The following is a 26,326-nucleotide window of genomic DNA, read 5'->3' on the forward strand; positions in this document are numbered from 1 at the left end:
ACTGCCGGGAGGGTTGGTTGAACGAAATCAAACGCCCCCGGGCGGCACCGTCGACGGATGCGCCGGCCGCTATGCGGGGCCTGGCGGCGATTTTAAGCGAGCGCGCGCCCGACCTCGACCCATATGATTTCATCGGCACCTGTTCAGCCGATATGCGCGGTGCGCGCGGCGGTCGTGGGGTTCGTGGGGTTCGTGGCCAGCGGCGCGGCCGGCGCGGCCCGGTCTTCATCGCCGTTCAGCGCCAGCAGCACGCGCACTTCCGACCCCATGCCGTGCGGCTCGGCGCTGAAGCCGCAGCGCCGGGCGACTTCCAGCATGGCATCGTTGTCGGCCATGACGATCCCACCCAACACCCCTATGCCTTGCCCGGTGCAGTAGCGCACCAGGCGGGCCAGCAGCAAGGTTCCCAGGCCGCGGTTCTTGCAATCGGATCGAACCATCAGCGCGAACTCGGCCGACGCCTTGTCCGGATCGGCGACCGCGCGCGCCTCCCCGATGATCTGGTCCGCCCCGGCGGCATCCTTGCGCACGGCCAGGAAAGCCATTTCCCGGTCGTAATCGAGCTGCGCCATCCGTGCGAGATCTCGCTGTTGCAACTGGCCGATCAAGCCGAAGAAGCGCCGGCGCAGATCGTCGGGCGTCAGGGCCGCCAGGAAGCGGGTGTACAGCGCCTCGTCTTCCGGACGGGCCGGCCGGATCAGGATCGTGCCGTCGCCCCATTGCATGCGCTCTTCCAGTTCGACGGGATAAGGCAGGATGGACAGCCTGTCGGAAGCCAGGCCGGCGTACTGCGCCACGCTCACGCGGGCATCGACGGCGATGACGCCCGCCGCGTCCGCCAGCAGCGGGTTGATGTCCAGGCTGACGATCTGCGGAATGTCGCACATCAGGCGCGATACCTGGATCAGCACGCGGTACAGCGCCGCATGATCGATGGCTGGACGATCGCGATAACCCGCCAGCAGCGCCGACACCCGGGTGCGGGACACCATGTCGCGCGCCAGCGGCTCGTTCAGCGGCACCAGGCCCACCGAACGATCGGCGACCACCTCCACGGCGGTGCCGCCCTGGCCGAAGAGCACGATGGGACCGAACACGGGATCCACGGAAGCGCCGACGATCAATTCGTGCGCCTGCGGACGGCGCAGCATCTTCTGCACGATGAAGCCCTGGACGGGCGCGTCGGGCCGCAGCTGCGCGACCCGGCGCAGCATGGCATCGGCCGCCTCGCGCACCTGCTCGTCGCTTTCCAGGTCCAGCGCGACGCCGCCGACATCGGATTTGTGCGAGATCGCCGAGGACAGGATCTTCAATGCGACGGGATATCCCAGCGCGGCCGCGCGGGTGGCGGCCTGCCCGGCGTCGCCGGCGATCTCGCTGCGCACCACCGGGATGCCGTAGGCGGACAGCACCGCCTTGGCCTCGTCATCGGTCAGCATGGCGCGGCCCGCCGACAGTACGCCGGCCACGACGGCGCGCGCCTTCGCGGTGTCGCCGGCGGGCGGGCCGGCATCCGTCGACGGCGTTTCCATCAGCAGCCGCTGGTTGCGGCGGTATTCGACCGCGTCCAGGAAAGCGCCGACCGCCTGTTCGGGCGTGTCGTACGTGGAGATACCGGCCCGCCGAAAGCGCTTGCGCGCATGCAATATCGCATCGCCGCCCAGCCAGCTGGAAAAGACGTTGCGCGACGACCCGACGATATGCGGCTGCATCGCCACCGCGATATCCTCGCTGGGGACGATGGCGGTCGGCGCATGGATGAAGAGCACGGCGTCGCTGCCGCGGTCCCGCAGCAGGATTTCGATGGCATCGACATAGCGGTTGACCGGTGCGTCGCCGACGATATCGACCGGATTGCCATGCGACCAGGTGCCGGGCAGCACCGCGTTCAGCGCTTCTATCGTCGCCGGGTCCAGCGTCGCCAGGGTACCGCCGCCACGCACCAGCGCGTCGGTCGCCATGACGCCCGCGCCGCCGCCGTTGGTCAGGATCGCCAGGCGGTCGCCGCGCAGCGGACGCGCGCGGGCCAGGGTTTCGACGGCGTCGAACAAGGCATCGGTGGTATCCACGCGCAGCATGCCGGCGCGGCGGATCGCGGCGTCGTAGACGATGTCCGACCCCGCCAGGGCGCCGGTATGCGTGGCGGCGGCGCGCGCGCCTTCGGCCACCCTGCCCGACTTGACGATCACCACCGGCTTGTTGCGCGCGGCACGCCGCGCCGCCGACATGAACTTGCGGGCGACGGTCACCGATTCGACGTACAGCAGGATGGCATTGGCGTCGGCGCTATCGGCCAGGTAGTCCAGTACGTCGCCCAGGTCCACGTCGGCGCTGTCGCCCAGGGTGATGAAATGCGAAAAGCCGATGTTGCAGCTGTTCGACCAATCCAGCACCGCGGTGGCCAGCGCGCCGGACTGCGAGACGAAGGCCAGGTGGCCGCGCAGCGCCATGGCGGGGGCGAAGCTCGCGTTCAGGCCCAGCCCCGGCACCAGCAGGCCCAGGCAGTTCGGCCCGAGTATGCGCAGCAGGTAGGGACGCGCCGCGCGCAGCATGGCGTCGCGCAGCGTGCCGCCGCCCGGCGCCGCGGCCGACAGGCCGGCGCTCAGGACCACCGCCGCCTTGGTGCCCTTGGCGCCCAATTGCTCGATCAGCGCCGGGACCGTCGCCGCGGGCGTGCAGATGACCGCCAGGTCCGGCGCCTGCGGCAGGCTGGCCACGTCGGGATGGCAAGGCAATCCCCGCACCACGCAGTACTTGGGATTCACCGTGTGGATGGCGCCGCCGTAGCCCGCCGCGAGCAGGTTGGACAGCACGTGCGCGCCGACCGTATAGGGCTGCTCGGACGCGCCTATGACCGCGACCGACCCCGGCCGGAACAATGCATGTAGATTTCTGATGGACATGGCCGCTCCCCCTGGGAATACCGGCGGGCATTCCCGGTCAGGCCGCGGCCGGCTTGGCTTCTTTGTGCGGCACCAGCATCACGGGACACGCCGACAGCCGCACGAAGCTTTCGGCGACGCTGCCCAGCATCAGCCGCTGGAAACCGCGGCGGCCGTGCGTCCCCATGACCACCAGGTCGGCGCCGGCTTCCACGGCCGTGTCCGCCAGCTGTTCGGCGATCGTGCCGCTGAGCACGCCCGCGTCGACCATCTTGACCGCGCCCTTCACACCGGCGTCGCGGAACTTGTTCTGGGCCACGTCGAGCACGGACTGCGCTTCTTCGACCATGGCGTCGTGAAAAGGCTCGACGTCGATGAAGGCCGACGAATACATGGAACTGGGATACTCCACGATGTAGACGGCCAGGATGCGCGCGTCCTCGGCGCGCGCCAGCGAAATCGCATGATCCAGCGCGCGTTCGGAAGTGACGCTGCCGTCGACGGCAACCAGAATGTGTCGATACATGATGTCCTCCTTGGGGAAGACCCACTTTATCGGCACCCGGCGCCGCCCCCATTGATATGCGTCAACGAGGCCGATCGTTGCTGGCCACCGCGTCCGTCGCCCCGGCCGGCGCGGCGTCCCAGCCGCCGCCCAGCGCCCGGAACACGCCGACCGCCGCGCGCGCCGATTCGGCGCGCACGCCATCCAGGTTATCGCGCGCCACCAGCAATTGCCGGTCGGCATCCAGCACGTCGGTCAGGGTGATGGCGCCGGCTTTGTATGCCTTTTCGGACAATTCCCTGGCGCGTGTCAGGGCGTCGACTTCGGCCGCCAGCTCCTGGCGCCGCACCTGCGACTGATTCAGCAGCGTGGCGGCGTTCTCGACGTCTTCGGCCGCGCGCAGCACGGTCTGCCGGTACACCGCCAAGGCTTCCGCATAGCCGCCCTTGGCCTGGCGCACCTCGGCGTCCACCTTGCCGAAGTCGAAGATGCGCCAGCGCAAGCCCGCCGTGCCCAGCGGCTGGAAAGAGCGGTTGCGGAACATGCCATTGGTGGTGATGCTGTCGAAGCCCAGCACGCCCGACAGCGACACCTTGGGGTAGTAATCGGAAATCGCCACGCCGATGCGCTCGTTGGACGCCGCCAGCAGGCGTTCGGCCGCGATGACGTCCGGGCGCCGGCGCAGCACGTCCACGGGGCTGCCGGCGTCGGCCATCGCCGGGACGGCCGGGATATCCGACTTCTGCTCCAGGATCCGCGCGTAGGTGCCCGGCTGCACGCCCAGCAACACGTCCAGCCGGTTCGATTGCGCCTCCAGCCCGATGCGCAGCAGCGGCACGGTGGACCGCGCCTGGCGCAGCAGCGCCTCGGCCTGCGCCACCTCGCGATCGTCGGCCGCGCCCAGTTGGCGGCGCAGTTTCACCAGGTCGAGCAGACGGCTATCGGTATCGATCTGGTCCAGCGCCACGGCGATGCGGGACTGGTAGCCGCGGATCTGCACGTAGGCATCCGCGGCGTCGGCCGCCACCGTGACGCGAGTGCCGATCTGGCCGGCTTCGGCGGCCTGCGCCTCGGCGCGGGCGGCGGCCGCGTTGCGGCGCAGCCCGCCGGCCAGGTCGATCTCCCAGGTAGCGGCCGCGCCGGCCGTATATTCGCGCTGGTTGCGGTCGTAGCCGGGCAGCCCCCTGGCCAGCGTCCCCAACGGGCTTTGCAGGCTCTGGCGCAAGGCGGTGGCCGACGCGTTGGCGTCCAGCGTGGGCAGCAGCGCCGCGCCGGCGGCCTGGGCACTGGCGCGAGCCTGGTCGACGCGCGCCAGGGCGGCCGCCAGTTCCAGGTTCTGGGCCAGGGCCCGCTGCACGATCCCGACCAGTTGCGGATCGTCGAAACCTTCCCACCAGCGATCCAGCGGCGGCGGGCTGGCATGCTGGTCGCGCTGCGCTACCTGGAGCTGGGTGTGGAACGGCGCCAGCGCCGTGTCGGGCCGGGCATAATCGGGGCCCACGGCGCAGCCAGCCAGGGCCAGCGCGGCCGCCAGGGCCGTGGCCGCCAGGCCGGCATGCCGCGTCCCGCGCGGCGCGTGTGTTTGATGGGTCATCGGCGCGAAGTCATCCATGGTCTATCCGTTTATCGTTCGACGGTTTGTTGGCTGGCGGGCGTGAAGCTGTCTTCCGGCGCGGCCGCTTTCCGGCGGCCGAACTTGCGGATGAAGATGTAGAACGCCGGCGTGAACAGCAGCCCGAACACGGTCACGCCCAACATGCCGAAGAACACGGCCGTGCCCAGCGATTGCCGCATTTCGGCGCCCGCGCCGATCGCCAGCGTCAAGGGCGCGACGCCCAGGATGAAGGCCAGCGACGTCATCAGGATGGGACGCAGCCGGGTGCGCGACGCATGCACGGCGGCTTCCACCGCCGACGCGCCCTCCTCGTCCTGGTACTGGCGGGCGAATTCGACGATCAGGATCGCGTTCTTCGCCGCTAGGCCGATCAGCACCACGAAGCCGATCTGCGCCAGGATGTCGATGGGCATGCCGCGCAGCGACAAGCCGGTGACCGATGCCAGGATGCACATCGGCACGATCAGGATGATCGCCAGCGGCAGGCGCCAGCTTTCGTACTGCGCCACCAGCACCAGGAAGCAGAACAGCGCGGCCGCGGCAAAGACCAGCACGGTGGACGTGCCCGTCTGCTGCTGCTGGAAGGCCAGCTCCGTCCACTCGAAATCCATGCCGCGCGGCAGGACTTCCCGGGCCAGTTGCTCCATGCGGCGCAGCGCGACGCCGGACGCCACCCCAGGGGCGGCGGTGCCCTGCACTTCCGCCGCGGGGTACAGGTTGAAGCGCGGCACCCGATAGGGAATCGTGCGATCCTCGATGGACGCGACGGTGCCGAGCGGGACCATATCGCCGGCATCGTTGCGCACCTTCAGACGGGTGATGTCCTGCGCATTGCGCCGGAAGTCCCCATCGGCCTGCGCGATGACCTGATAGGTGCGCCCCAGGTAATTGAAGTCGTTCACATACTGCGAACCCAGGTAGACCTGCAGCGTGGAGAACACGTCCGTGGGCCGCAGGCCGACCTTCTCGGTCTTGACGCGATCGACGTTGGCGAAGATCGAAGGCGAACCCGCGTTGTACAGCGTGAACACGCGCGACAGCGCCGGATCCTGGTTGGCCGCCGCCACCAGTTTCCTGGACGCCTCGACCAGGGCCTGCGGCCCCAGGCCGGCGCGGTCCTCGATCATCATCTTGAAGCCGCCCGAATTGCCCAGCCCCTGCACCGGCGGCGGCGGGATGGTCAGCACATAGGCATCCTTGATCACCGACAGCCGCTTGCGCAGGTCGGCCAGCACGGTATTGGCGTTGACGCCCTTGATGTCGTGGCTGTACAGCGAAGGCAGGCCGGTGAACACCGTGCCCGAGTTCGAGGCCACCGTGTTGGTGGTCGCGTCCAGGCCGACGAATGGCGCCGCATGCTCGATGCCAGGCGTGGCGAGCGCGATGTCGATGACCTGCCGCACGACCTTTTCCGTACGGTCCAGGGAAGCGCCCGGCGGCAACTGCACGATGGTGATCAGGTAGCCCTGGTCCTGCTCGGGGATGAAGCCGGTCGGGGTGCGGGCGAACTGCACGCCCGTCAGGGCGATCAGGCCGATGTAGACCACCAGCACCAGCCCCAGTACCCGCGCCAGCCGGCGGGTCAGGTTGCCGTAGCCCATCGACAGGCGGTCGAAGCCGCGGTTGAACTTGCCGAACCCGGCGTCCAGCATGCGCCGCACGGGGTTGCGCGAACGGCGCGCGGCATCGTGCGGCTTGAACAGGACCGCGCACAGCGCGGGGCTCAGGGTCAGCGACACCACGCAGGAAATGATCGTGGACGCGGCGATCGTAATGGCGAACTGCCGGAAGAACAGCCCCGAAATGCCACCCAGGAAGGCCGCCGGCACGAACACCGCGCACAGCGTCAGCGCGATCGATACCAGGGCGCCGCCGACCTCGTCCATGGTGCGATGCGCCGCCTGGTAGGGCGACATGCCGGCGTGGATGTTGCGCTCGACGTTCTCCACCACCACGATGGCGTCGTCGACCACGATGCCGACCGCCAGCACCAGCCCGAACAGGGAAAGATTGTTCAAGGAAATGCCGCAGGCATACAGGACGATGAAGGACCCGAGCAGCGAAATCGGAATGGCCACCACCGGCACGATGGTGGCCCGCCAGTTCTGCAGGAACAGGAACACCACGGCCACCACGAGCACGATGGCTTCCAGGATGGTCTGCACCACTTCGTCCACCGATTTGCCGATGAAGATGGTCGGGTCATAAATGATCTTGTAGTCCACGCCTTGCGGGAAATCCTTCTTCAGGTCCTGCATGGCGGCCAGCACGCGGTGCTCGACGTCGAGCGAATTGGCGCCCGGCTGGGCGTAGATCAACATCGCCGCCGCGTCGCTGCGGTCCATGAACGCGGTCGACCCATAGTCCGCGGCGCCGACCTCCACCCGGCCGATGTCGCGCACGCGCGTGACGCGACCCTGGCTGTCCGACTTGATGACGATGTCGGCGAACTCCTCGGGCGTGGCCAACCGGCCCAGGACTTCCACATTCAGCTGATAGGCCTCGGGCCGCGGCGTCGGCGGCTGGTTCAGCACGCCCGCCGACACCTGCAGGTTCTGCTGGCGCAGCGCGGCCAGGATTTCGCTGGCGTTCAGCTGTTTGGCGGCGGCCTTGTCCGGATCTATCCATATCCGCATGGCATATTCGCGGCCGCCCACGAACTGGGCATCGCCGACGCCGGGGATGCGCGCCAGCACGTCCTTGATATGCAGCGTGGCGTAGTTCGACAGGTACAGCGTGTCGCGGCTGTCGTCCGGCGAAAACACGTGCACCGCCATCAGGATGCTGGGCGTGGCCTTGCGCACCTGCACGCCCAGGCGCTGCACGTCCTCCGGCAAGCGCTGCAGGGCGTTCTGCACGCGGTTCTGCGTCAGGTTCTGCGCGACGTTCAGGTCGGTACCGATGCGAAAGGTCACCGTGATGGTCAGCTTGCCGTCGCCGGTCGACTGGCTGCTCATGTAGAGCATGTCCTCCACGCCGTTGATCTGCTGTTCCAGCGGCGTGGCCACGGTGCGCGCGATGGTCTCGGCGGAAGCGCCGGGATAGGAGGTGCTCACCTGGACGGTGGGCGGCACGATTTCCGGGTATTGCGCGACGGGCAGGACGAACATCGCGCCCAGGCCCAGCAAGGTCAGGAAGCAGCTGACGACGGTGGCGAACCGCGGCCGGTCGATGAAGAAGTGTGCGATGCGCATGGCGTCAATCCTCGCTGCGGTCCGCGGTGGGCTCGATCGCCGCCGTCCTGGTGGCGACCTTGGCGCCCGGCGTGGCGTACGGCAAGCCGCCGACGATCACCTGGTCGTCGGGCGCCAGCCCGCTTCTGATGACCCGCAGGCCGCTCCTGATATCGCCCACCTGCACGCCCTTGGGCGTGACGGTGCCATCCTTGGCGACGACCAGCACGATGTGGCGGGACTGGTCCGGCAGCACGGAGGCATCGGGCACCAGGAGCGCCGTCGTGGGCTGGTCCACCACCACGCGCACCCGGGCGAACTCGCCCGGCGTCAGGCGCAGGCTGGCGTTGGGCACCGTGGCCCGCGCATGTATCGTCCCGCTGGCGCGGTCCAGCACATTGTTGATGAAGTCGAATTTGCCGATCCGGGAATACGCCTTGTCGCCGCCCAGCGCCAGCTCGATGGCGTCGGATGCCTGGCCCGGATGGTCGGCGCGATAGCGCGACAGGCTCTGGTAGTCCGCCTCGCTCAAGTCGAAGTTCAGATAGATGGGATCGAGCGAGACCAGCGTGGCCAGCAAGGTCGTCGGGCTGCTGGCGGCGCGGCTGCCCGCGACCAGGTTGCCGACCGAGACCAGGTGATTGCCGATGCGGCCGGTAAAGGGCGCGGTGATGCGGCAACGGTCCAGGTCGAACTGTGCGTCGTCGACTTCCGCATTGGCGGCGGCGATGGCGGCCTGCGCGACCTGGCGGTCGGCGCGACGCTGTTCCGAGTTCTGGACCGTGCCGGCGGCACCCTGCTCCAGCGCGACGGCGCGCCGCAGCTCGCTGTCGGCCAGCGCCAGCCGTGCCCGCGCGGTATCGAGCTGCGCCTTGGCGCGCGCCAGGCGGATCTCATAGGGCTTGGGATCGATGGTGAACAACAAGGCGCCCTTCTGGACCACGTCGCCATCGCGGAAGAAAATGCCCGTCAACGTGCCGCCGACCTGTGGCCGCAATTCCAGCTGGTTCACCGCCGAGAACTGGCCCAGCGCGCCCATGCGGCTATCCAGTTGCCGGACCAGGGGCGTCGCCACGGTCACTTCGGGCAAGGCGGCCGGCGCCGCCGCCACGGCCGGGGTGCCAGACCACAGATAGCTCGCGCCCGTGACCACAGCGACGGCCGCCGCGGCGGCCAGGGTACCTACATAGAGCGTTTTCACCGCGAAGTCCTTGATAGGCCGGCGAAACCGGGTTCCAGCAGGCCGGCCGCCATGATTGATGTGAGGACATCGATAGGGTCAACGACCTGTATAGATGTCAATTGAAATCTATAGTACCTGACAGATGTCGCCTGACATCCATATCCCCTGCGACGGACCCGACTTTTTGTGCGGTGCGATGGAGAAATGCAACACCCGCCTGACTGGCGGGCACGGCCTTTGCGCAGGCGGCTTGCCTAGCTGGAATCCATCATGCCGACCGCACAGAAGACCGCAGCCCCTCCACCGGCCACGAGCGCCGCCCGAGACCACGACGCCGCCCCGCCCGCCGCCAGCCCCTGCTGCGAAGTCGCCGGCCTGGTCTACGTCGACGATCGCGGACCCGGCATCACACGCCGCATCTCGGGCGACGTTTATGAATACTTCGATCCCAAGGGCAAGCGCATCCGGGACGCCGGCGTCATCGCGCGCATCAACGCGCTGGTGATCCCGCCGGCGTACACGGATGTCTGGATATGCCCGGATCCCGACGGCCACATCCAGGCCACCGGCCGCGACGCCCGCGGGCGCAAGCAGTACCGCTACCACCCATCCTGGCACGCGGTGCGCGACGCCAACAAATACGAGCAGTTGACCGCCTTCGCCGCCGCCCTGCCCCGCATCCGCCGCAAGGTCGAACGCGACCTGCGCACGTCCGGCCTGACGCACGACAAGGTGGTGTCGGTCGTGGTGCGGTTGCTGGAAACCACCTTCATACGCATCGGCTCATCCACCTACGCCCGCACCAACGGCTCCTATGGCCTCACCACGCTGCGCCGCCGGCATACCACCATCGCCGGCAGCCGCATCCGCTTCCGCTTCAAGGGCAAGAGCGGCGTCGAGCACGACGTGACGGTGCACGACCGCCGCATCGCCGCGGTGGTGAAACGCTGCATGGAAATCACCGGGCACGAACTGTTCACCTATCGGGAAGCGGACGGCAAGGTGCGCACGGTGGATTCCGGCTGCGTCAACGACTACCTGCGCGAAGCGGGCCAGGCCGATTTCACCGCCAAGCACTACCGCACCTGGGCAGGGTCCGTGCTGGCGCTCGCCGAGCTCAGCAAACGGTCGTGGAAAACCCAGACCGAGGCCAAGCGCAATGTGGTGGAGGTGGTCAAGGCGGTCGCCAAGCGCCTGGGCAACACGCCTACCGTCTGCCGGCAGTGCTACATCCATCCGCGCATCCTGGAAGCCTATCTGGCCGGCGACATGCCGCGCTACGGCGCCGCGCCGTCCATCCCGCGCGGCTTGAACGCCGATGAAAGGCGCCTCCTGCACTTCCTGTCCGCCCCGCCGTCGCAGGCCGAACGCGTGGCCGGCGTGGCGGAAAAGCCCGAGATGCCCCTGGACGAACGGCCGGCCAATACGCCCCGGAAGGAAAAGCAGTTGCGGGAGAAGGGTCGCGTGCCGGCGGACGCGACCGTCAAGCCCGCCAGGAAGCGCGGTCCCGCGGGCGGCCGGGGGACCGCGCGCGGCGCCCGCGTGGCCGGCACCGGGACAGCGCTGGCCGGCGCCTGAGATCACGCGGTCTGATCACACGGCCGTCACGTGGTCTTAACGCGGCCTTCACGCTGCCTACACGCGGCATGCGCGCGCCGTCTCATTACGCCGTTTGGGCGTGGGCGGACTTCGCCACCAGGGCGACGAATTCACGGTTGAACGCCGGCAGGTCGTCCGGCTTGCGGCTGCTGACCCAGTTCCGGTCGACCATCACTTCCTTGTCCACCCAGGTCGCGCCCGCATTGCGCAGGTCATCCTGCAGGGACGGCCAACTGGTCAGCGTGCGGCCTTTCGCCAATCCGGCGGATATCAGCAGCCAGGGCCCGTGGCAGATCACGCCCACCGGCTTGCCCGCGGCATCCATGCGCCGCACGAAATCCTGCGCCTTCGGATGGCGGCGGATCTCGTCGGCATTGACCACGCCGCCAGGCAACATGACGGCGTCGAACTTGTCCGGTTCGGCGTCGACGTCGACGAAGGTCAGGTCCACTTTCACGGTGTCGCCCTTGTCGGTGTGCTTGAAGCCCTGGATGGGCTCCAGCGTGTTGGACACGATCACCGCCCGGCCGCCCGCGGCCGCGATCGCCTTGCAGGGTTCGATCAGTTCGGCCTGTTCGAAGCCGTCGACCGCCAGGATCGCCACGGATACGTCTTTCAGTTCCTCAGCCATTGCATACTCCATCGAGGTAAGGGTTACGAGCCACGCCGGCGTGGCCGGCGATGCGTCGTCTCCAGCAAACCCGGTGCCGGCGGCCGCAGCTGACGGCTGGCTGAAGCGCCGTCTCCATAATCCAGGCACAATCGCGATCGTACGGGCCGACGATCAAGACCGCCCGATGCATCGACAATCAAAACGGAGATATCCCATGAAGACATATGCAACGCGCGTCCTCGCGTCAGCGGGACTCGTGGCGACGCTGCTCATCCCGGGCGTGCCGGCCATGGCGCAAGCCGGCGGCGACTATCCCAGCAAGCCCGTCACCATCGTCATTCCCTATGCCCCCGGCGGCTTCGCGGATACGCGCATGCGGCTCATCGCCGCCAAGCTGGAACCGCGGCTCAAGCAGACGGTGATCGTGGAAAACCGGGCAGGCGCCGGCGGCGTGGTGGGCACGGCCTTCATCGCGCGGGCCAATCCCGACGGCTACACCATAGGCGCCGGCAACCTGGCGCCGCTGTCGGTCAATCCCACCTTGATGCAGAGCATCCCCTACGATCCCGTCAAGGATCTGGCGCCCGTCATCCTGATCGAAAACAGCCCGCTGGTGCTCAGCGTCAACAACACCGTCAAGGCCAGGAACCTGCAGGAGCTGATCGCGCTGGCCAAGGCCGAGCCGGGCAAGCTGACCTTCGGCTCTTCCGGCGTCGGCGGCGCCCACCATCTGTCCGGCGAGATGTTCGCCGAACAGGCGCACATCGAGATCACCCATGTGCCCTACAAGGGCGGCAACCTGGCGTCCACGGACCTGATGGGCGGGCACATCACCATGATGTTCGAAATGGGCTACGCCGCCCTGCCCGCCATCCAGGGCAACAAAGTGCGCCCCATCGCGGTCACCGCGGCCAAGCGCCTGGCGGTGCTGCCGGACGTGCCGACCATGGCGGAAGCCGGGCTACCGGGCTATGAATCCTACAACTGGCAAGGCATCGTGGCGCCGGCGGGTACGCCGCGGCCCATCATCGACCGCCTGAACCAGGAGCTGAACGCGGTGCTGAAGGATCCGGAGGTCGCCAAGTCCATCGTCGATACCGGCAGCCAGGCGGCGGGCGGCACGCCGGAAGAATTCGCGGCCTTCATCAAATCCGAAACCGCCAAATGGGCGCAGGTGATCAAGGAAGCCAAGATCGCGCCGCAATAAGGGGCGCCGCGGTCGCGGCCGGCACCGCATGGCAGCCGGCCGCGGGCCGGCCTTCCCGCCTGCCCGCTTTCACCCACGGCCCTGGACTTCCTGCTCAGGTCTTGTCGTAGGCCAGGTAATCCATATGGATACCGATGTGGTCCGCGATGTACTTGGCGTCATGCCAGACGCCCCAGATGAATGACGACGACCGGTTCGTCTGGTTGGGCAGCCCCAGGAAGTAGATGCCTTTTTCCATGGAAATGCCGCGCTTGTGGATGGGGTAGCCCTTCTCGTCGAAGGTGTCGATCTCCATCCACGAGTAGTCCATCTTGAACCCCGTCGCCCAGACGATGCTCCGGATGCCCGCTTGCGCCAGGTTCAGCGCCAGGATGGGGTGGGTCAGGCATTCCGGGTCATCCAGCAGCTTCCAGGCTTCCGGCTCCGGCGGCAAGTCCAGGCCGTTCTGCTCGATATAGGCGTCGGCCTCGCGCAGCACCTCGAAATAGTCCGCGTCGCCTTGCGCGACGTTGGCCGCCAGGCCTTCCTCGAAGGTCAGAGTGCCGTTCTCGTAGCCCTTGGTGATGCCCACCAGGGTGATGCCGGCGTGCGCCAGGCGGCGGAAGTCCACCGTCTTGCCGCCTTCGTAGCCGCTGACGGCGAAGGCCACGTGCTCGCGCTTGGGCTTCTTCTTGACCTCGTCCCACATGCCCAGGGCGCCCAGCCACCAGCAGTAATCGCGCTGGCGATACGAGCGCGGCGGCCGGTAGTGCTCGCCCACCGACAGGTAGACGGTGCGGCCGGCCTGGCGCAATTCCTCGGCGATCTGCGAGCCGGACGCGCCCGCGCCCACCACCAGCACGGCCCCTTCGGCGAGTTGGCCGGGATTCTTGTAGGCCGACGAATGCAGCTGCTGGATGCCGGCGCTGTCCGGCACGATCCTGGGATAGCTGGGAATCTGGAAGGCGCCCGTCGCCGCCACCACGTGGCGGGCGTCGATCACGCCGGCGGAAGTCGTCACGGTGAAACCGGGCCGCTTCTCGTTGCGCGTGACCTTCAGCACCTCCACGCCGGTGCGGACCGGCGCCTCTATCATCCGGGCGTAGTCCTCGAAGTACTGCGCCATGCGTTCCTTGGGCGGGAAGACGTCGGCCGCGACGTCGCCGAACTTCAGGCCCGGGAAGCGGTCGTGCCAGGCCGGGCCATTGGCCACCAGCGAGTCCCAGCGTTCGGAACGCCACCGCTCGGCGATACGCTTGCGTTCCAGCACGATGTGCGGAATACCCATCCTGCCCAGGTGCTCGCTCATCGCGATGCCGGCCTGACCGGCGCCGATCACCAGCGTATTGGTTTTTTCGACTGACATTTGGAGTTCCTTCACTCACTCATGGATGGGACGCAGTGTGAGCCAGATCCCCGGGCTTGATAACTTCGATTTTCGGACGCCGGACTTAGGAAAAAGCAAATGGCAGGGGCGCGCGCCCCGCTTTCGTTTTTTCCGATGAACGGCCTCAGCATCCACAAAGGGCCGCCGTCCGGCGGTTCCCGTATTCTTTCCCCATCCATCGTGTCTAAATTGCCCCCGCCATGCAGAACAGCCCCTCTCTTCCGGATCCCTCTTGCGCGGTCAGTCTGGAAGGAGTGGTAAAGAAATACCGCGAACAGACTGTGCTGCACGACGTGTCGATCAAGATCCGGCGCGGCGAATTCCTGACCCTGCTCGGCCCATCCGGCTGCGGCAAGACCACCTTGCTGAACCTGATCGCCGGCTTCGCCGACGCCGACAACGGCGAGATCTTCATCGACGGCCAACTGGTCACCGACCTGCCGCCCTACCAGCGCGAGATCGGCATCGTCTTCCAAAACTACGCCCTGTTCCCGCATATGACGGTCGAGCGCAACGTCGGCTACGGCTTGCGCATGCGGCGCGTGCCGTCCAAGGAAATCGCCGAGCGCGTCAAGGAAGTCATGGCCCTGGTCAAGCTGGACGGGCTGGGCGAACGCAAGCCGCGCGAACTGTCCGGCGGCCAGCAGCAGCGCGTCGCGCTGGCGCGCGCCCTGGTGATCCGGCCCAAGGTCCTGCTGCTGGACGAACCGTTCTCGGCCCTGGACAAAAGCCTGCGCGGCGCCATGCAGGTTGAAATCCGCGACATACAGCGCCGGCTGGGCGTGACCACCGTATTCGTCACGCACGACCAGGGCGAAGCCCTGAGCATGTCCGACCGCATCGCCGTCATGTCGGCCGGCGTCATCCGCCAGATCGCCAGCCCGGGCGAGCTCTACCGCGATCCGCAGGACCCCTTCGTGGCATCCTTCCTGGGCGACGTCAATATCCTGCCCGCCCATTACCACGGCGCGGATTCCGACGGCATCCACCTGCGCCTGGGCGCCGGCCTGATCCGCGTGCCGCGCGAACGCCTGGTCGGCGGCTCGCACGAAGGGCGCCGCCTGGACGTCTACGTGCGTCCCGAGCAGATCACCCTGGAAAGCCTGCACGGCAATTCGGTGCTGAGCGGCACCGTCGTCAATCACGTCTTCCAGGGCGACCACATCGACTCCTACATCGACGTCGATATCCCCGTGGCCGGACGCCAGCGCGTCATGGTGCGCAGCGCCGGACTCGATGCCATGCAGCGGTGGCCGGTCGGCGCGGTGGCGGGACTGGTGCTGCCCCATGAAGGAATCAGCGTCTTCAATGCCTCCGCCTGAACCCATGACCGATATTCCCCGCACCATGCAGGCCGTCATCGCCACCCAGCCGGGCGACGCCGGCGTACTCGCCCTGGCCGAACGTCCCGTGCCCGCCCCCGGTCCCGGCGAAGTCCTGCTGCGCGTACGCGCGGCCGGCGTCAACCGGCCCGACATCATGCAGCGCCAGGGCCTGTCCCGGCCGGCGGAAGGCGTCACCGATGTCCTGGGCCTGGAAGCCTGCGGCGAAGTCGCCGCGTGCGGACCCGGCGTGCCTTCCACGCTGCAAGGCCGGCGGCTGATGAGCCTGCTGCCGGGCGGCGGCTACGCGCCCTGGTGCGTGGCCCGCGTCGACCACTCGCTGCCCGTGCCGGACGACCTGGACGATCTCGCGGCCGGCGCGCTGCCGGAAGGCCTGTTCACCGTCTGGCACAACCTGTTCGAGCTGGGCCGGCTGCGCATGGGCGAAACCGTGCTGGTGCACGGCGCCGCCGGCGGCATCGGCACGCTGGCCATACGCATGGCCCACGCCGCCGGCGCGCGCGTCATCGCCACCGCCGGCCGGGCCGAACGCCTGCCGGCGCTGCGCGAACTGGGCGCGGCCCACGCCATCTGCTACCGTGACACCGATTTCGTCGCCGCCTGCCAGGATCACACGCGGGGACGCGGCGTGGACGTCGTGCTCGACATGGTCGGCGGCGACTACGTCCGCCGCAACCTGCAGGCGCTGGGCTTCGGCGGGCGCCATATCAGCCTGTCCTTCCTGCAAGGATCGTCGGTGGACGTCGAATTGCTGACCTTGATGCAGAAACAGCTCAGCCTGCACTCGTCCACCCTGCGTCCGCAGACGGCGGCCGAAAAAACCCGCATGGCGATCGAGATCGTGCGCCACGTCCTGCCCCTGGTCGAAGACGGCCGGGTGCGTCCCAAACTGCACGCCAGCCTGCCCTTGGCCCGGGCCGCCGATGCCCATCGACTGCTGGAAAGCGGCGAGGTCTTCGGCAAACTCGTGCTGGTGCCCTGATGGCCGCCGTGCCCGCTGCCCCGGAACAACGCCCCATGCAACTTTTCTACGCCCCCACCTCGCCCTACGTGCGCAAGGTCATGGCCTGCGCGCACCTGTGCGGGATCGTCGACCGCATCGCCCTGCTGGACAGCGCCGCCCATCCCATACGGCGCGACGCCCGCATCGCGGCCCACAATCCGCTGGCCAAGGTCCCCACCTTGATCCTGGCGGACGGCACCGCGCTCTACGACAGCCGCGTCATCTGCGAATACATCGCCGACCTGGCCGGCAACGATCACCTGTTCCCGCCGGCCGGCGCGCAACGCTGGCGTGCCCTGGCCTGGCAGGCGTTGGGCGACGGCCTGCTGGACGCGGCCCTCCTGGCCCGCTACGAAACCACCGCCCGGCCGCCCGAATGGCAATGGTCCGACTGGCGCGCGGCGCAGTTGAAAAAGGTCGAGGCGAGCCTGGACGAACTGGAACCGCAGGCCCCGTCCCTGGCCGTGCAACGGCCCACCATCGGTGAAATCACCCTGGGCTGCGCGCTGGGCTACCTGGACTTTCGCTTCGCGGAGCTGGACTGGCGCGCCGCCCATCCGCAAACCGCGCGCTGGTTCGACGCCATCGTGCAACTGCCCGCCATGCAGGCCACCACGCCGCGCGACGCCTGACTACCGGAAACGCAACCATGAACGCGACCGCCTCCGCCATTCCTTCCGCCGGCAACCTCACCAAGGTGTGGTTCCTGAACGGCCCCAACGCCAATCTCTATGGCCTGGACGCCAACAAGACCTACGGCTCCGAAAGCTTCCCCATGCTGCGCCAGCGCTGCGAAAACAAGGCCGCCGAACTCGGCATCGCCCTGAATTTCGTCCAGTCCAACCATGAAGGCCAGCTCATCGACTGGATCCAGGAAGCGCGCGGCGACGCCCAGGGCGTCATCATCAATGCCGCGGGCCTGACCTACACGTCCATCCCCCTGCTCGATGCCCTGCTGTCCTTTCCCGGCCGCATCATCGAAGTCCACATGAGCAATATCTGGAAGCGCGAGCCCTTCCGCCACCACTCCTATATTTCGAAGGCCGCAGATGGCGTCATCGCCGGGCTGGGCGCCGAGGGCTATGAACTGGCCATCGAGGCCATGGCGCGCCTGATCCGCCGCCCCGCGCAAGCCTGAACCCACCCGCCTGGACCCAGACCGAGCACCGTCCTATGACTGCCATCAACAATGGGGAATGCTCCGGCTCCCTGGTTTTCTACAGCGAGTTCGACAGCTTCGACGTCTGGAAGTCCGCGCTGCGGGCCCGGTTGCCCAGGCTGCGCGTCCTGCATGCCAGCGAAGTCACCGATCCCGCCGACGTGCATTACGCCCTGGCCTGGAAGCCGCCGGAAGGCTTCTTCGACCGCATGTCCAGCCTGCGCCTCATCGTCAACCTGGGCGCTGGCGTCGATACCCTGGTCGGCCGCGGGGACCTGCCCGCGGGCATCCCCATCACCCGTATCACCGACCCCAACATGGGCCGCATGATGGCCGGCTACGTGCTGTTCGCCACCCTGCGCTACGCTCGCGACATCCCCTGGTTCGAACAGGCACAGCGGCGCGCCGAATGGGCTTACCGGCACCCGCGCTCGCCGGAGGAAATCCGCGTCGCCGTCCTCGGACTGGGCGAACTGGGCGCGTATGCCGCCCGCGAACTGCAACGCCAGGGCCTGACCGTGCTGGGCTGGTCGCGCAGCCCGCGCCAGATCGACGGCGTCCAGTGCTACTCGGGCATGGAAACCCTGGACGACGTGCTGTCCCAGGCTGAAATCCTGGTCGTCATGCTGCCGCTGACGCCGGAAACGCGCGGCCTGCTGACCCGCGAGCGCCTGCGCAAGCTGCCCCGCGGCGCATCGCTGATCAACGTCGCGCGCGGCGCCCTGGTCGACCAAGCGTCCCTGACCGAATTGCTGCAAAGCGGCCACCTGGCCGGCGCCACGCTGGACGTCTTCGAACGCGAACCCTTGCCCGCGGACGACCCGCTCTGGAAGATGGACAACGTGCTGATCACCCCGCACCTGGCGTCCGTCGCCATTCCCGCGTCGGCGGCCATGCAGATCGCCGAGAACATCGTGCGCGTCTCCAACGGCCAGGATCCGCTCAACCGCATCGATCCCGCGCGCGGCTACTAGGCCTGGGCCTCGCGCGGCCGCCGATGGGTGTCCCCGCCGGCGCCGCGCCGCCGCTCAGCGCGGTTAGCGCGGTTAGCGCGGCTCCTCGATGTTCAGCACCTTCCCCAATCCCAGGAAGCCATTCGCCACCGCCAGCACCGCCGCGGTCACGAAGATGTACACCACCGACAGCGCCGCCAGGGTCGGATCGGCGAATTCCCGCACATAGTTGTACATGGACACCGGCAAGGTCTGCGTGCTCTGGGTCGTCACGAACAGGGAAGCGGTGAACTCGCTGAACGACATGATGGCGGCGAACAGCCAGCCGCCGAACAGGCCCGGCGCCAGCAGGGGCACCGTGATCGTGAACAGCACCCGGACCGGCGACGCCCCCAGGCTGGCCGCGCTCTGCTCCAGGCGCGCATCCAGGTTCTCCATGGACACGTACACGCTGCGCAGCACGAAAGGCAGTACCAGCATGACGTGGCAAAGGATCACCAGGCCATAGCCGCGGTCCAGGTTCAGCTGCGCGACCAGGATCAGCAGGCCCAGTCCCAGGGTGAAATGCGGGATCACCAGCGGCGACAGCAACACCGCCTGCAGGGCATTCTTCCCGGGAAACTCCAGCCGCTTCACGGCGATCGCCAGCGCCGTCCCGATCACCAGCGCCAGCAGCGACGCCCAGAGCGTCACCACCATGCTGGCCCGGAAGCCGTCCCGGAAATCCGGGTAGGTGAAAGCCCTTTCGAACCAGCGCAGGGACCAGTTCTGCGGGGGAAACGTCAGCAGCGCCTTGTCGTTGAAGGACGCCAGCGTCACCACCACCACCGGCAGCAGGATGAAGGCCAGGATAAGGACGATCAGCAGCGGCGCGCCCACGCGCATCCACATCGGCACGGTATTGCGTTTCTTCATGTCAATGCACCTGTATGGCCCTGAACCGCCGCGTCATCCGCCCCAGCAGCATCAGCGACACCACCGTCAGCGCCAGGCCCGACACGCTCAGGCTGGCGGCCAGGGGGAAATTCATCGACGAAAAGCCCAGCTGGTAGACCAGCGTCGAGACCGTCGGCACGCGGCCGCCGCCTATCATCTGCGGCGTCGCGAACGCGCTGAACGTCCAGGCGAACGACGTCGTCACGCTGGCCAGGATGCCCGGCATCGACAAGGGCAGCGTCACGGTCAGGAAAGTGCGCACCGGCCCGGCGCCCAGGCTCTGCGCGGCCTTCGCATAGTCCCGATCGATGTGCGAGATCGCCGTCGCCAGCATCAGCACCACCACCGGGATCGTCACGTGCACCAGGGCCACCAGCACGCCCAGATGGCTGAACATCAGGTTCAGCGGCATATCGATCAGGCCGGCCTTGCGCAGCATCGTATTGATGAAGCCATTGCTCCCCAGGACGATGATCCACGAGTACGTGCGCACGATCTCGCCCAGGAACAGCGGTGTGATGGCCACGATCAGGATGAAGGACTTCAGCACCCGGTTGCGCACCCGCACCAGCGCGTACGCCAGGGGATAGGCCACCAGCAGGGAGCAGATCGTCGTTTCCACGCTCAGCAGCAGCGTGTTGGCGAACGCGTCCAGGTAGATCGGCTTGTTCAGCGTGGTGAAGTTGGCCAGCGTCAGGCCGCCCACGTCCATCGATCCCGGAATGAAGGTGCGCAAACTGAACTGGAACACCGTGATCAGCGCCGCCACGATGCACAGCGCGATGACACTCGCGGGGGAAACCAGCCATCCCCTTAGCCCGGAACGCTTGTCCATGTATCGATCTTTTCCGTCTACGTGTATTGCCCGAAGCCTGCCGCGCGGACCGCATGGGCGCCCGCGCGCGGCTCAAAAACGACCGCGCCGCGGCGGCAGACTGCCCGTCGCGACGCGGGGTGTGGCGCCGGCGGCGCTCAGTTCATGATGTTTTCGGTGAACCACTTGCGCCATTCGGCGGTCTTCTCGGCGCGCAGCCTGTCATCGATCACGATGGCCTGCTTGTCCCACTGCTCCTTGGTGGTGAACACCCCGGGCAAGGCGGCGTCCTCGGCCGACACCTTGGCATTGTCCACCACGGGGCTGGCCTTCTTGGCGGCCACGATCTTGGCCTGCACTTCCGGCGACAGGGCGATATCGATGAACTTGTAGGCCAGGTCCGTCTTGGTACTGCCCTTCATGATGCCCATCGTGTCCACGCCCAGCACGGCGCCTTCCTTGGGCATCGCGACCTTGATGGGCACGCCTTGGCCGATCATGTAATAGGCATTCATGGACAGCAGCACCTGCACCGGCGTCTCGCCCGTGGCGATCAGCTGCTGGCTGTTGGCGTCATTGGTATAGAAGGCCTTGAAGTTGGGCTTGAGCGCCTTCAGCTTGTCCTCGCCCTTCTGCCAGGTCGCCGCGTCGCCGCCGGACAGCATGGCCGCGACGGTGATGATGTGGCTGGGATCGAAATCGGGGGCCGACAGCTTGCCCTTCAGCGCCGGATTCCACAGGTCGTTCCAGCTGTCGAACTTGATGTTCGACGGCACCAGCTCCGGACGGTAGCCAATGGTGTAGACGTACGCCCAGCTGCCGATGTGGTACGGACTGATCTTGGCGCGGTCCACCAGGTGCGAATAATTCTTCAGCTTGCTGGTGTCCAGCTTTTCGTACAGGTTGCTGTTGACGTACAGCCAGCCGATATGCGACGTCGTGAAAGTGATGTCGCTTTCCGGCTTGGTCGCCAGCTTGGCCTTGTTCAGGCGGTCTATCGTCCCGCCGGTGATGTACTTGACCGGCACGCCGGTCTGGCGGGTGAACTCCTTGCCGATGTTCTCATCGATCAAATCGCGGAAGCTGCCGCCCCAGGTGCTGACGACCAGGGCATCCTGGGCCCACGCCGCGCTGCCCGCCAGCGTGCTGGCAAGAATACCGACCGACAAAAGTTTTCGAATCATTGCATGCCCCTTGGAATAGGCCCGGTGAAGTGATTGGCGTTGGAAGTCGTTCGCTAGGCTGCGGCCATGATGCGGCAGAGCGCCCGCCCGGACCAAGTCGCCTTTTCCATAGGGATGGCTCAACTTTCCTGACGACGCGGCGGTCCGCTTCCGCAGGCGGTCACAAGGCCTGGTCCAGGAAGCCTTGCAGGCGCTGGCTGGCCGGGGCGCCGAAGAACTGTTCAGCAGGTGCGGACTCGATGATTTCGCCTCTTTCCATGAACACGCAACGATCCGCCACCCTGCGGGCAAACCCCAATTCGTGCGTGACGCAAACCATGGTGATGCCGGTGTCGGCGAGGCTTTCCATGATGTTCAGGACCGACCGCACCGACTCCGGATCCAGCGCCGAGGTCGGTTCGTCGAACAGCATGATGCGGGGTTCCAGGCACAGGGCCCGCGCGATCGCGACCCGCTGCTGCTGTCCGCCGGAGAGCTGGGCCGGAAACTTGGCCGCCTGTTCGGCGATGTTGACCTTGCCCAGGTATTCCATGGCGATGCTCTCGGCGCGCTTCGCGGGAAGCTTCTTCGCGAGCCGCAGCGCGAACGTGCAGTTCGCCAGCACGGTCATGTGCGGAAAGAGGTTGAAGCTCTGGAACACCATGCCGAGCTGCCGCCGAACCTTCTCCACGTCCTCGGCGCGCCGCGTGAGCTTGACGCCGCCGACGTGGATATCCCCGGAATCGTGCTGCTCCAGGTGATTGATGCAACGCACCAGCGTCGACTTCCCGGATCCGGAAGGACCGCACAGGACGACGATTTCACCCACGTCGATGCGCAGGTCGACGTTGCGCAGCGCATGGAAGGATCCGTAGTACTTGTTCAGGCCGGCAATCGAGATCGCCGGGGCCGAACCGGCGCCGGCGCGCGGCCCGCGGCCGGAGGCGGCGATATTCGAGGCGGTGGCATTCGAGACATTCGAGTTGGTGGCGTCCACGGTTCACTCCAGGTGTTGCTATCGCGCTCGACGGCACCCGCCCAGGTGCCGCCGATTCGAGCGCGGCCGGCCTAGGCAGGCGCCAGGTGGCGGTTCAGGGCCCGATCCAGCGCGGCGAAGCCCAAGCGCATGGCGTTGGTAATGCACCAGTAGATCGCCGCCGCGGTCACCAGTGGCGTGAACGGATCGTAGGTGTAGTCGAAAACGGTATTGGCGGCGGCGGTCAGGTCGACCAGCGTGATCGCGCTGACGGCGGATGTGCTTTTCACCATGATCAGCAGCTCATTCTGGTACGCCTTCAGCACGAAGCGCGCGGCCATGGGAAGTTTCAGGCGGAACAGGATCTGCATGGGCGTCAATCCCAGCACCCCCGCCGCTTCGATCGTACCGGCGGGTATCGCGGCCAGGCCCCCGCATATGATCTCGGCCATGAATCCGGAGTGCGTCAGCGCCAGTCCCAACCACGCGCAAACGTAGGCGTTGGAAAACAGGGACCACAGAAACGTGTCCCGCACGATGGAAAACTGCGGCAGGCCGCTATAGATCAGATAGAGCAGTACCAGGCTGGGGACGCCGCGGAAGAACGAAATATATGCGCCGGCGATACCGGCGCGCGGCCCCGGCCTGAACCTGGCCAGGGCGACCGGCAGCGCGATCAGCAGGCCCAGCGCCAGGGCCGGCAGCAGCACGATGAAGGTCGTGGCAGTCCCGGCCAGCAGCTTGGGCAGGCTGTCCCAGGCGACGTGGAAATCAAAGTGCATCGGCCTTGCCCTTGCGCGGCGCGGCGGCGGGCAAGGCCCGCACCCCACGTCCCGTGTTCGACTCGATACGCGCCGCGACCACGTAGGTCAGCCAGGTCATGCCCAGGAAGAACAGCGATGCGAGCATGAAGTAGATGAACGGCTCCTTGGTGACCCCGGAGGCCAGCTTGGCGTAGGCCATGATCTCCTTGAGCCCGATCAGCGAGACCAGGGCGGTGTCCTTCAACACGACGATCCAGGTATTGGTCATGCCGGGCAGCGCCAGCCGCAACACCTGGGGCAGCATCACATGCAGCAGGATGGCCGGACGCTTCACCAGCAGCACCTGCGCGGCCTCGAATTGCCCGCGGGGAACATTCTGGATCGCGGCGCGTATCAGGTCGGCCAGATAGGCTCCGTACACCATGCCCAGGGCGGCGACCGCCGCCATGAACGGGGTGACTTCGACCGGCCCCAGCAGGCCGGCCACCATTTCGGGACCGGCGTAATAGAACAGGAAGGCCACCAGCAGCGAAGGCACGCCCGTGAAGATGGACGCGTAGACGCGCCACACCAGCCTGGTCACCAGACGCGGGCGCAGCGTCGCCAGCGCGAAAGCCGTGCCGATCGCCAGCGCCAGCAGATAGGCGCAGACGGCAACCTTCACGGTCATCATCGCGCCTATCGCCAGCTGTTGCACGAAGCCCATCGAAGGCATGGCGAACATCCCCCGGCCGGCCGGCGTCAGCGGCAGGCCGCTTCTTCGGGCAACAGCTCGACTTGCATGTATTTCTTGCGCAGCTTGGTGAACGTGCAGTCGCGGATGATGCTGTCCAGCGCCTGGTTCATGCGGGCCAGCAACTCAGGCGTGTCCTTGCGGGTAATCCAGCTCGACCCGGCCTCGCCGCCGCCCGTCCACAGGTCGCCGCCGGCGAATTTCCAATCCTTGCCGGCCGGCTTGGACAGGAATTCGTTGGTCCAGCTGATCTTGGGTCCCAGGCTCAGATCCAGGCGCCCGCTGGCCAGGTCCAGGCGAATCTGGTCGGGATTGTCGTAATAAACGATCTGCACGGCCTCGCCGAATTGCTCGGAAACATACTTGGCCTGGGCCGACCCGCGCTGCAGGCCGATGCGCAAGCCTTTCAGGCCTTCCTTCGTGAAGGTGTAGTTCTTGTTCGCCGGGATCACGTAGGAATCCGGATTGAAGAGCACCGGACGCCCGAAAAGCACTTTCTCCTTGCGTTCCGGCAAGGGCTTGGTCTGGCTGACCACCGCATCCAGTTTCTTCTGCAGCAAGGCCGGAATCAGGCCCTTGAAGTCCATGACGACGATCTCGCAATCCGCGTTCATCCGCTTGCACATCTCGCGAGCCAGGTCGGGTTCGAGTCCGGTCAGCTCGCCGGAAGCGTTCACCATGCTGAACGGGGGATAGCTGCCCTCGTTGCCCAGCACCAGTTTTTCGGCGGCCGCCGGCGCCGGCCCGGCGGTGACGGCCATCGTGGCGAACAGCGCCGCGGCTTTCAATAGACGATCGAGTTTCATGGTTTCCCCTTGCTGCCTGTTGTTGGTCTGACGGTACCCGCGCATGCGGGCCCCGCTTCAATCCCTGCCGCCGTCCGCGATCCTGCCTTCGAACAGCGAGCCGTAACCCGGTTTCGCGCCGGCGACGCCGGTCAGTTCCAGGCAGTGCCAGAACGATGCCTGGATGGCCGACACGACCGGCTTGCCCAGCCGTTGTTCGAGCGCTTCGATCGCGCCCACCGTCCTGAAATTGGTGCAGGAGACGAAAATCGCCGTGGCATCGGGATGGTCCACCGACAGCACGTGGTCGTACACCTGTTCCAGGGACACTTCCGCCAAGGCGTGGTCGCTGGAAATGCCCAGGTGATTGCTTTTCACGACCTGGTGGCCGTTTTCCTCCAGGAAGCGGATCGCACGCTCGTGGATTTCGGACACGTACGGCGTCGCCAGGGCGACCTTGCCTGCCTTGACCTTCTGGAGGGCCGCCAGCGTGGCGGTGGAGGCGGTGGTGATCTTGGGCTGGGGCGCCCACTGGCGCATCTTTTCCGTCAGCGCGCGGTCGTAGGCCGTGCCGTGCAGGAAGGATGCGCTGGTGCCACCGAACAGCAGCACGTCGATGGGGGGCGCGGCGGCCATGCGGGCCGCCAGCTCCAGTTCCGGCGCGTTCATCATTTCCTCGATGCCCTGGACGGTGACCTTGGGCAGCTTGACGCGCGCCGTGTGGGTGGATACGCCTGGCGCCGACATGGCCCACATCTCTTCTTCCATGACCACGCTGGACGCGATGTAGATCAGGCCGATGCGAGCGAGGTCTCCGGAACCGTCATAACGGAAACGGGGATATTCCCGCGTATTGGACATATGCCGCCCCTTTTGAAAATCGTTTTGGATGCGGCTAATGATGGGAGAGGCCCTTCCGGCGACCAAGTCGCCTTTTCCTTACGCATGGCTCGCATTTCCTGACGCGCGCCTGGCATGCTCGGAAATTCCGAGTTGGCCCGCCGGAAAATACAAATAGGCGCGGCCGCCGGTCCGTTCGACCATGGCGTCCATCCAGGCCGCGCGCCCTCGCGCGCCGCCGCCCGTTCCGCCGTCGCCCGTCCCGGGCGCGCACACTCGCAGACGCCGCCATGAAACATACCCGCATCCGCACCTTCAATACCAAGGCCACCTACCCCGAACAGAACCTGGACAACGACCTGTGCCAGGCCGTGGTCGCGCGCGGCAGCACCGTATTCCTGCGCGGGCAGATCGGCCAGAACCTGGACACCTCGGAAAGCGTCTGCATCGGCGACGCGGCCGGGCAGGCGGAGCAGGCCATGTCCAACATCGCCATGCTGCTGAAGGAAGCCGGCGGCGAACTGGAACACATCTGCAAGATCACCATCTACATCATCGATCCGCGCTATCGCGAGCCGGTGTACCGCGTGGTCGGCCGCTGGCTCAAGGGCGTGTTCCCGGTGTCGACGGGTATCGTGGTTTCCGCGCTGGCCCGTCCCGAATGGCTGGTGGAAATCGACGCCACCGCCGTCATTCCCGACTGACGCCACCGGG

The 26,326-nt window shown here is 67.0% G+C and carries 23 protein-coding genes; 8 read left to right on the plus strand and 15 right to left on the minus strand.

The genetic code is table 11. The features are described 5' to 3' along the window. Positions 1-143: 143 nt before the first annotated feature. The 5 genes from CAL12_RS14380 to CAL12_RS14400 form a co-directional block, all read right to left on the minus strand. Positions 144-2,903 carry a bifunctional acetate--CoA ligase family protein/GNAT family N-acetyltransferase gene (locus tag CAL12_RS14380; RefSeq protein ID WP_086065069.1) on the minus strand — a complete coding sequence of 920 codons (2,760 nt, stop codon included), beginning with the start codon at positions 2,901-2,903 and terminating at the stop codon, positions 144-146. A 37-nt stretch (positions 2,904-2,940) separates the two neighbouring features. Beyond that, on the minus strand, positions 2,941-3,408 hold the full coding sequence (locus CAL12_RS14385) for a universal stress protein (protein ID WP_157792991.1): 468 nt from the start codon (positions 3,406-3,408) through the stop codon (positions 2,941-2,943). Positions 3,409-3,469: 61 nt separating this feature from the next. Then, a complete protein-coding gene (locus CAL12_RS14390; RefSeq protein ID WP_086065071.1) occupies positions 3,470-4,999 on the minus strand; it encodes an efflux transporter outer membrane subunit in 1,530 nt (509 codons plus the stop codon). An 11-nt stretch (positions 5,000-5,010) separates the two neighbouring features. Further along, entirely contained in the window at positions 5,011-8,196 is a 3,186-nt protein-coding gene (locus CAL12_RS14395) for an efflux RND transporter permease subunit (RefSeq protein WP_086065072.1), read from the minus strand. Between the two features lie 4 nt (positions 8,197-8,200). Further along, positions 8,201-9,376: an efflux RND transporter periplasmic adaptor subunit gene (locus tag CAL12_RS14400; protein ID WP_232464508.1), complete on the minus strand. Its 1,176-nt coding sequence runs from the start codon at positions 9,374-9,376 to the stop codon at positions 8,201-8,203. Between the two features lie 252 nt (positions 9,377-9,628). On the opposite strand from CAL12_RS14400, the gene CAL12_RS14405 reads away from it, so the two are divergent. Beyond that, positions 9,629-10,936: a DNA topoisomerase IB gene (locus tag CAL12_RS14405; RefSeq protein WP_086065074.1), complete on the plus strand. Its 1,308-nt coding sequence runs from the start codon at positions 9,629-9,631 to the stop codon at positions 10,934-10,936. Positions 10,937-11,021: 85 nt separating this feature from the next. Here CAL12_RS14405 and CAL12_RS14410 read toward each other — a convergent pair whose 3' ends face one another. Further along, positions 11,022-11,588, minus strand: coding sequence for a type 1 glutamine amidotransferase domain-containing protein (locus CAL12_RS14410; RefSeq protein ID WP_086065075.1), 567 nt, complete (start codon positions 11,586-11,588; stop codon positions 11,022-11,024). Positions 11,589-11,784: 196 nt separating this feature from the next. Here CAL12_RS14410 and CAL12_RS14415 point away from each other — a divergent pair, with 196 nt between their 5' ends. Further along, positions 11,785-12,777 (plus strand): Bug family tripartite tricarboxylate transporter substrate binding protein, encoded by a 993-nt coding sequence (locus CAL12_RS14415; RefSeq protein ID WP_086065076.1) that lies wholly within the window; start codon positions 11,785-11,787, stop codon positions 12,775-12,777. A 94-nt stretch (positions 12,778-12,871) separates the two neighbouring features. On the opposite strand, the gene CAL12_RS14420 is transcribed toward CAL12_RS14415, so the two are convergent. Beyond that, entirely contained in the window at positions 12,872-14,122 is a 1,251-nt protein-coding gene (locus tag CAL12_RS14420) for a flavin-containing monooxygenase (protein ID WP_086065077.1), read from the minus strand. 275 nt (positions 14,123-14,397) lie between these two features. On the opposite strand from CAL12_RS14420, the gene CAL12_RS14425 reads away from it, so the two are divergent. Genes CAL12_RS14425 through CAL12_RS14445 form a run of 5 tightly spaced genes read left to right on the plus strand, consistent with a single transcriptional unit; the run spans position 14,398 to position 18,622 of the window. Continuing rightward, positions 14,398-15,465, plus strand: a complete 1,068-nt coding sequence (locus CAL12_RS14425) for an ABC transporter ATP-binding protein (protein ID WP_232464510.1) — start codon at positions 14,398-14,400, stop codon at positions 15,463-15,465. Further along, on the plus strand, positions 15,452-16,468 hold the full coding sequence (locus CAL12_RS14430; RefSeq protein ID WP_232464512.1) for an NAD(P)H-quinone oxidoreductase: 1,017 nt from the start codon (positions 15,452-15,454) through the stop codon (positions 16,466-16,468). Before CAL12_RS14425 ends, CAL12_RS14430 begins: the two co-directional genes overlap by 14 nt. Before the next feature lie 35 nt (positions 16,469-16,503). Next, positions 16,504-17,121: a glutathione S-transferase gene (locus tag CAL12_RS14435; RefSeq protein WP_086067883.1), complete on the plus strand. Its 618-nt coding sequence runs from the start codon at positions 16,504-16,506 to the stop codon at positions 17,119-17,121. Positions 17,122-17,138: 17 nt separating this feature from the next. Next, positions 17,139-17,627 (plus strand): type II 3-dehydroquinate dehydratase, encoded by a 489-nt coding sequence (locus CAL12_RS14440; protein WP_086065079.1) that lies wholly within the window; start codon positions 17,139-17,141, stop codon positions 17,625-17,627. A 35-nt stretch (positions 17,628-17,662) separates the two neighbouring features. Next, the gene (locus tag CAL12_RS14445) at positions 17,663-18,622 is read left to right on the plus strand and encodes a 2-hydroxyacid dehydrogenase (RefSeq protein WP_086065080.1); all 960 of its coding nucleotides are present in this window, start codon (positions 17,663-17,665) and stop codon (positions 18,620-18,622) included. A 72-nt stretch (positions 18,623-18,694) separates the two neighbouring features. Here the strand turns inward: CAL12_RS14445 and CAL12_RS14450 are convergent, their stop codons facing one another. The 8 genes from CAL12_RS14450 to CAL12_RS14485 all read right to left on the minus strand — a co-directional run bounded on the left by CAL12_RS14450 (position 18,695) and on the right by CAL12_RS14485 (position 25,633). Continuing rightward, a complete protein-coding gene (locus tag CAL12_RS14450) occupies positions 18,695-19,516 on the minus strand; it encodes an ABC transporter permease (protein ID WP_086065081.1) in 822 nt (273 codons plus the stop codon). Position 19,517: 1 nt separating this feature from the next. Continuing rightward, positions 19,518-20,372 carry an ABC transporter permease gene (locus tag CAL12_RS14455; protein ID WP_086065082.1) on the minus strand — a complete coding sequence of 285 codons (855 nt, stop codon included), beginning with the start codon at positions 20,370-20,372 and terminating at the stop codon, positions 19,518-19,520. Positions 20,373-20,509: 137 nt separating this feature from the next. Next, complete coding sequence (locus CAL12_RS14460; RefSeq protein ID WP_086065083.1) at positions 20,510-21,535, minus strand: ABC transporter substrate-binding protein; 1,026 nt, start codon at positions 21,533-21,535, stop codon at positions 20,510-20,512. Positions 21,536-21,695: 160 nt separating this feature from the next. Beyond that, on the minus strand, positions 21,696-22,466 hold the full coding sequence (locus CAL12_RS14465) for an amino acid ABC transporter ATP-binding protein (protein ID WP_086067884.1): 771 nt from the start codon (positions 22,464-22,466) through the stop codon (positions 21,696-21,698). Positions 22,467-22,582: 116 nt separating this feature from the next. Then, positions 22,583-23,272, minus strand: coding sequence for an ABC transporter permease subunit (locus tag CAL12_RS14470; RefSeq protein ID WP_086065084.1), 690 nt, complete (start codon positions 23,270-23,272; stop codon positions 22,583-22,585). Next, positions 23,262-23,969: an ABC transporter permease gene (locus tag CAL12_RS14475; RefSeq protein ID WP_086067885.1), complete on the minus strand. Its 708-nt coding sequence runs from the start codon at positions 23,967-23,969 to the stop codon at positions 23,262-23,264. The genes CAL12_RS14470 and CAL12_RS14475 overlap by 11 nt, the downstream gene beginning before the upstream one ends. 26 nt (positions 23,970-23,995) lie before the next feature. After that, positions 23,996-24,793: a transporter substrate-binding domain-containing protein gene (locus CAL12_RS14480; RefSeq protein WP_232464514.1), complete on the minus strand. Its 798-nt coding sequence runs from the start codon at positions 24,791-24,793 to the stop codon at positions 23,996-23,998. A 57-nt stretch (positions 24,794-24,850) separates the two neighbouring features. Beyond that, on the minus strand, positions 24,851-25,633 hold the full coding sequence (locus CAL12_RS14485) for a maleate cis-trans isomerase family protein (protein ID WP_086065085.1): 783 nt from the start codon (positions 25,631-25,633) through the stop codon (positions 24,851-24,853). A gap of 269 nt (positions 25,634-25,902) precedes the next feature. Between CAL12_RS14485 and CAL12_RS14490 the strand changes: the two genes are divergently transcribed. Continuing rightward, positions 25,903-26,316 carry a RidA family protein gene (locus CAL12_RS14490; RefSeq protein WP_086065086.1) on the plus strand — a complete coding sequence of 138 codons (414 nt, stop codon included), beginning with the start codon at positions 25,903-25,905 and terminating at the stop codon, positions 26,314-26,316. Positions 26,317-26,326 lie beyond the last annotated feature (10 nt).

This window comes from Bordetella genomosp. 8 (genome assembly GCF_002119685.1).
Taxonomy (GTDB): Bacteria; Pseudomonadota; Gammaproteobacteria; order Burkholderiales; family Burkholderiaceae_B; genus Bordetella_C.

Excerpts from the sequence above, each read along its gene's own strand:
- CAL12_RS14440 (WP_086065079.1), top strand. The coding sequence starts at position 17,139 with ATGAACGCGACCGCCTCCGCCATTCCTTCCGCCGGCAACCTCACCAAG.
- CAL12_RS14430 (WP_232464512.1), top strand. The coding sequence starts at position 15,452 with ATGCCTCCGCCTGAACCCATGACCGATATTCCCCGCACCATGCAGGCC.
- CAL12_RS14460 (WP_086065083.1), bottom strand. The coding sequence starts at position 21,535 with ATGATTCGAAAACTTTTGTCGGTCGGTATTCTTGCCAGCACGCTGGCG.
- CAL12_RS14450 (WP_086065081.1), bottom strand. The coding sequence starts at position 19,516 with ATGAAGAAACGCAATACCGTGCCGATGTGGATGCGCGTGGGCGCGCCG.
- CAL12_RS14390 (WP_086065071.1), bottom strand. The coding sequence starts at position 4,999 with ATGGATGACTTCGCGCCGATGACCCATCAAACACACGCGCCGCGCGGG.
- CAL12_RS14405 (WP_086065074.1), top strand. The coding sequence starts at position 9,629 with ATGCCGACCGCACAGAAGACCGCAGCCCCTCCACCGGCCACGAGCGCC.
- CAL12_RS14435 (WP_086067883.1), top strand. The coding sequence starts at position 16,504 with ATGCAACTTTTCTACGCCCCCACCTCGCCCTACGTGCGCAAGGTCATG.
- CAL12_RS14475 (WP_086067885.1), bottom strand. The coding sequence starts at position 23,969 with ATGCCTTCGATGGGCTTCGTGCAACAGCTGGCGATAGGCGCGATGATG.
- CAL12_RS14420 (WP_086065077.1), bottom strand. The coding sequence starts at position 14,122 with ATGTCAGTCGAAAAAACCAATACGCTGGTGATCGGCGCCGGTCAGGCC.
- CAL12_RS14470 (WP_086065084.1), bottom strand. The coding sequence starts at position 23,272 with ATGCACTTTGATTTCCACGTCGCCTGGGACAGCCTGCCCAAGCTGCTG.
- CAL12_RS14415 (WP_086065076.1), top strand. The coding sequence starts at position 11,785 with ATGAAGACATATGCAACGCGCGTCCTCGCGTCAGCGGGACTCGTGGCG.
- CAL12_RS14395 (WP_086065072.1), bottom strand. The coding sequence starts at position 8,196 with ATGCGCATCGCACACTTCTTCATCGACCGGCCGCGGTTCGCCACCGTC.
- CAL12_RS14385 (WP_157792991.1), bottom strand. The coding sequence starts at position 3,408 with ATGTATCGACACATTCTGGTTGCCGTCGACGGCAGCGTCACTTCCGAA.
- CAL12_RS14445 (WP_086065080.1), top strand. The coding sequence starts at position 17,663 with ATGACTGCCATCAACAATGGGGAATGCTCCGGCTCCCTGGTTTTCTAC.
- CAL12_RS14380 (WP_086065069.1), bottom strand. The coding sequence starts at position 2,903 with ATGTCCATCAGAAATCTACATGCATTGTTCCGGCCGGGGTCGGTCGCG.
- CAL12_RS14490 (WP_086065086.1), top strand. The coding sequence starts at position 25,903 with ATGAAACATACCCGCATCCGCACCTTCAATACCAAGGCCACCTACCCC.
- CAL12_RS14410 (WP_086065075.1), bottom strand. The coding sequence starts at position 11,588 with ATGGCTGAGGAACTGAAAGACGTATCCGTGGCGATCCTGGCGGTCGAC.
- CAL12_RS14455 (WP_086065082.1), bottom strand. The coding sequence starts at position 20,372 with ATGGACAAGCGTTCCGGGCTAAGGGGATGGCTGGTTTCCCCCGCGAGT.
- CAL12_RS14480 (WP_232464514.1), bottom strand. The coding sequence starts at position 24,793 with ATGAAACTCGATCGTCTATTGAAAGCCGCGGCGCTGTTCGCCACGATG.
- CAL12_RS14485 (WP_086065085.1), bottom strand. The coding sequence starts at position 25,633 with ATGTCCAATACGCGGGAATATCCCCGTTTCCGTTATGACGGTTCCGGA.